Genomic DNA, 4,025 nt, shown 5'->3' on the forward strand with positions numbered 1-4,025 from the left:
TGGGTGGCGACGCAACCGGGTGAAGCGCTCTGGCTCGAATCGGCCGGCGGTGGCTTGCGGGTTGCGAGCGCAGACACCTGGCTGGCCGCGATGACGCCGGAGCAACGAGAGCGCGTTCCGGCCGAGCGCCGTGCCCTCGCGGCTCTGAAATGGGACGAGCGTTTCGGTGATCGCGACACCTCGATGGTCGTTCTGACCTGCGGTGCGAACCCGCTCGAGATCGACCGAACACTGCAGCACGCCTTGGTCACCGACGACGAATTGGCGGACGAAGCGTCGTGGGCAACGTGGGAAGACCCGTTCGGCGAGTTTCACGAAGACCCGTGTGACGAATCCGAATCACCTTATGCCGAAACCGAATCAACGCGAGAGGGAAACGAATGAAGAAGCAGATGCACCCCGACTACCACCCGGTGGTCTTCCAGGACGCCAGCACCGGCAAGAGCTTCCTGACCCGATCGACCGTGACGAGTGAGCGCACCGTCGAATGGGAAGACGGTGGCACGTACCCGCTGCTGGTCGTCGACGTCACGAGCGACTCTCACCCGTTCTGGACCGGAGCGCAACGTGTGATGGACACCGCCGGACGCGTCGAGAAGTTCGAGCGGCGCTACGGAAAGCGCAAGGCACTCTGATGGCCGTTCCCAAGCGGAAGATGTCCCGTTCCAACACGCGCAGCCGTCGTGCCCAGTGGAAGGCGACGGCGCCCGATCTGGTCGAGGTCACGGCCTTCGGCCAGACCCACCGGGTGCCTCGGCGACTGGTCAAAGCAGTTCGGCTCGGGGTGATCGACCCGAGCCGCATCTGACCGTGCGATCCTTGGCCGGTGCTGCTGAGGATCCTCGAACTGGTGGGCATCGTGGCGTTCGCGGCCTCGGGTGCCCTGGTGGGCGTCACCAAGCGACTCGACATCTTCGGGGTGTGCTCGGTGGGTGTGTTCACCGGCATCGGCGGCGGTATCGTCCGCGACGTTCTCCTCGGCGTCCATCCGCCCAGCTCTCTGAGCAGTTGGCCGTACTTCGGAACGGCCGCCGCCACCTCACTCGCCGTGTTCTACCTCCACGAGCCGCTCAATCGACTGCGTCGTGAAATCCTGGCGCTCGACGCACTGGGGATGGGCTTGTTCGCGAGCACCGGCGCCGTCATCGCGCTGGACAACAACGCCAGTTCGCTGGCGGCGACGTTGATCGGTGCGACCGCGGCGATCGGCGGCGGCGTGATCCGCGACGTTCTCGTCAACGAGGTGCCACTGCTCCTGCACAAGGACCTGTACGCGGTTCCCGCACTGCTCGGCGCTGCGTTGGTGGTCACAGTCTCGCAAGCCGGACTGTCCACCAACGCCGCGCTGGTGTGCGGCACAGCGTTCGCCGCGGTGTTCAGACTGCTTGCGTTATGGCGTCATTGGAGCCTGCCCGGGCCGAGGCGAACCCGGGACTGACCGCGACACGCCGGAGGCCGGAATCGGACCCTCTCAGCCGCATCTCAGCACTTCAGTCCAAACTGTCGGTATGCGTATTTTGGTGGTCGACGACGACCGGGCGGTTCGCGAGTCGCTTCGGCGGTCGCTCAGCTTCAACGGCTACACGGTCGAGCTCGCGGTCGACGGGCTCGACGCACTCGAGAAGATCCTCGCCAACCGGCCCGACGCCGTCGTGCTCGACGTCATGATGCCGCGACTCGACGGACTCGAAGTGTGCCGTCGTCTTCGCAGTGCCGGCGACGACCTGCCCATCCTCGTGCTCACCGCCCGCGATTCGGTCAGCGAGCGAGTGGCCGGTCTCGATGCCGGAGCGGACGACTACCTGCCCAAGCCCTTCGCTTTGGAAGAGTTGCTTGCCAGGTTGCGTGCACTACTTCGCCGCACCGCGCCCGATCTGGACGCCGATTCCGAAATGATGGCGTTCGAGGACCTCACCCTCGACCCGGTCACCCGTGAGGTCAAGCGCGGCGAACGATCGATCAGCCTGACGCGCACCGAGTTCTCCCTCCTCGAAATGCTCATGGCCAACCCACGCCGCGTGCTGACCCGTGGACGCATTCTCGAAGAAGTGTGGGGATACGACTTCCCGACGTCCGGCAATGCCCTCGAGGTGTATGTCGGCTACCTGCGTCGCAAGACGGAAGCCGACGGCGAACCGAGGTTGATCCACACCGTCCGCGGAGTCGGATACGTCCTGCGGGAGACGCCTCCGTGATCACCGCTCCGTTCGGCAAGAACGCCGAACCGAAGAAATCCTCCACCACCCAAGCGTCCGTCGAAATGCGCCCGCCGATGCCACTGACCCGTTCGGTGTCATTACGTTGGCGTGTGACGCTGCTCGCCGCGTCGGTGGTGGCCATTGCCGTCGCAGTCATGGCGATCGCTGCCTACGCGGTGGTTTCGCGTGCGCTCTACGCGGACGTCGATCACCAGTTGCGTACCAGGGCAGCGGTGCTGATCGACAGCAATGTCGTGCGATTCGATCCTCGCTACATCTCCGGTGCGACGCTGTACACCACCGACATCAGTGTGGCCCTGATCTTTTCGGACCTGAGCACGTACCAGCCGCCCGGTTCCGACGTGCCGATCGGTGAAGCCGAAGACGCCGTAGCGCGTGGTGAATCGGATTCCTCGCTGCGAACCGTCGACGGTCAGCGAGTGCTGGCTCAACGAACCCATGACGGAAGCACTTTGGTGATCGGTCAGCGGCTCGCGCCGACCGTTGCGGTACTGGACCGTCTGGCCTGGGTGCTCTTCGTGGTCGGCGGGTGTGGCGTCATACTTGCGGCAGTGGCGGGTACTACCGTGGGCCGCACCGGTTTACGACCCATTGCCAGGCTGACTGCTGCCACCGAACGAGTCGCTCGGACCGACGATCTGACGCAGATCCCCGTAACCGGCAGCGACGAATTGGCGCGCCTGACAGAGAGTTTCAACACGATGCTGCGGGCGCTCGCCGAGTCCCGTGAGCGTCAGTCGCGCCTCGTCGCGGACGCCGGACACGAGTTGCGGACGCCGTTGACTTCGTTGCGCACCAACATGGAATTGCTGATCGCGTCCAGTCGCCCCGGTGCGCCGCAGATTCCCGACGAGGACATGGCAGAACTTCGTGCCGACGTCGTCGCGCAGATCGAGGAACTGTCGACTCTGGTCGGCGACCTCGTCGACCTGGCCCGTGAAGACGCACCCGAAACCGTGTACGAGCGCGTCGACGTCAGCGACGTCGTCGAGCGTGCGCTCGAACGAGCGCGGCGCAGGCGCAACGAAATCGAGTTCGAGGCGGTCACCACTCCGTGGTACGTCTACGGAGATCAAGCGGGGCTGTCGCGTGCCGTGCTGAACGTCCTCGACAACGCTGCGAAGTGGAGTCCGAAGGGCGAACAGGTACGCGTCGAAATGCGACCGGTGGGTCAAGGATTGTTGGAATTGACCGTAAGTGATGCGGGACCTGGCATTCCGGAGGAGGATCGGGAGTTGGTGTTCGATCGTTTCTACCGGTCGACTGCGGCACGTTCGATGCCGGGATCGGGTCTGGGACTTGCGATTGTGCGTCAGGTCGTCGTCAAGCACGGCGGCACCATCGCGATCGACGAATCCGATCGTGGGGGAGCGCTTGTTCGTATCGTGCTTCCCGGTGAACCGGGGCCGAGTGCCGAGTAGCGTGTTCTGTAGACCCGTTGGTCCCGCGCTTCGGTGACTGACGTCACGGCTTAATGCGTTCGGCCCGAAAGTCTTTCGGGCCGAACCGACAACACCGGTTTTTCACGTCGAACTCTGGGTAAAGTGACAGGCACGTCTCAGCGCCTTCTCAGCAGCGCAAGGCAGCATTGTCGGCAGAACAGTTGTGACTGCCCGTCCGGTGGTCACCGTAGACGAAAGCGAGCCGATGACCGAGGACCGTAACGTCGGGCCGACCCGGCCCGAGCAGCCCAACAGCGAACCCACCACCCAGGCGCAGCCGACAGCACCTCAAGCACAGCCGACGGCACCTCAGGCACAGCCCCCCGTGCCGCCGCAGCAGCCTCAGGGGCAGGCGCCTCAGCAG

Annotated in this window: 6 protein-coding genes; all 6 read left to right on the top strand. The window is 64.7% G+C overall.

Annotated elements, in window-relative coordinates; translation table 11 throughout:
- On the top strand, nucleotides 1–384 hold a 384-nt coding region (locus YH3_RS19775; protein ID WP_193777171.1), incomplete at its 5' end, for a GTP-binding protein.
- Nucleotides 381–635: a type B 50S ribosomal protein L31 gene (locus YH3_RS19780; protein WP_003946367.1), complete on the top strand. Its 255-nt coding sequence runs from the start codon at nucleotides 381–383 to the stop codon at nucleotides 633–635. The genes YH3_RS19775 and YH3_RS19780, both read left to right, overlap by 4 nt.
- Nucleotides 635–808, top strand: a complete 174-nt coding sequence (gene rpmF / locus YH3_RS19785; protein WP_007727540.1) for a 50S ribosomal protein L32 — start codon at nucleotides 635–637, stop codon at nucleotides 806–808. Before YH3_RS19780 ends, rpmF begins: the two co-directional genes overlap by 1 nt.
- A gap of 18 nt (nucleotides 809–826) precedes the next feature.
- The gene (locus YH3_RS19790) at nucleotides 827–1,438 is read left to right on the top strand and encodes a trimeric intracellular cation channel family protein (RefSeq protein WP_003946409.1); all 612 of its coding nucleotides are present in this window, start codon (nucleotides 827–829) and stop codon (nucleotides 1,436–1,438) included.
- A gap of 70 nt (nucleotides 1,439–1,508) precedes the next feature.
- Nucleotides 1,509–2,195, top strand: coding sequence for a response regulator transcription factor (locus YH3_RS19795; RefSeq protein ID WP_003946387.1), 687 nt, complete (start codon nucleotides 1,509–1,511; stop codon nucleotides 2,193–2,195).
- A 65-nt stretch (nucleotides 2,196–2,260) separates the two neighbouring features.
- Nucleotides 2,261–3,640: a HAMP domain-containing sensor histidine kinase gene (locus YH3_RS19800; protein ID WP_020908630.1), complete on the top strand. Its 1,380-nt coding sequence runs from the start codon at nucleotides 2,261–2,263 to the stop codon at nucleotides 3,638–3,640.
- The last annotated feature ends 385 nt before the right edge of the window (nucleotides 3,641–4,025 follow it).

The sequence above is a fragment of the Rhodococcus sp. YH3-3 genome, assembly GCF_001653035.1.
GTDB classification, from domain to species: Bacteria; Actinomycetota; Actinomycetes; order Mycobacteriales; family Mycobacteriaceae; genus Rhodococcus_F; species Rhodococcus_F qingshengii.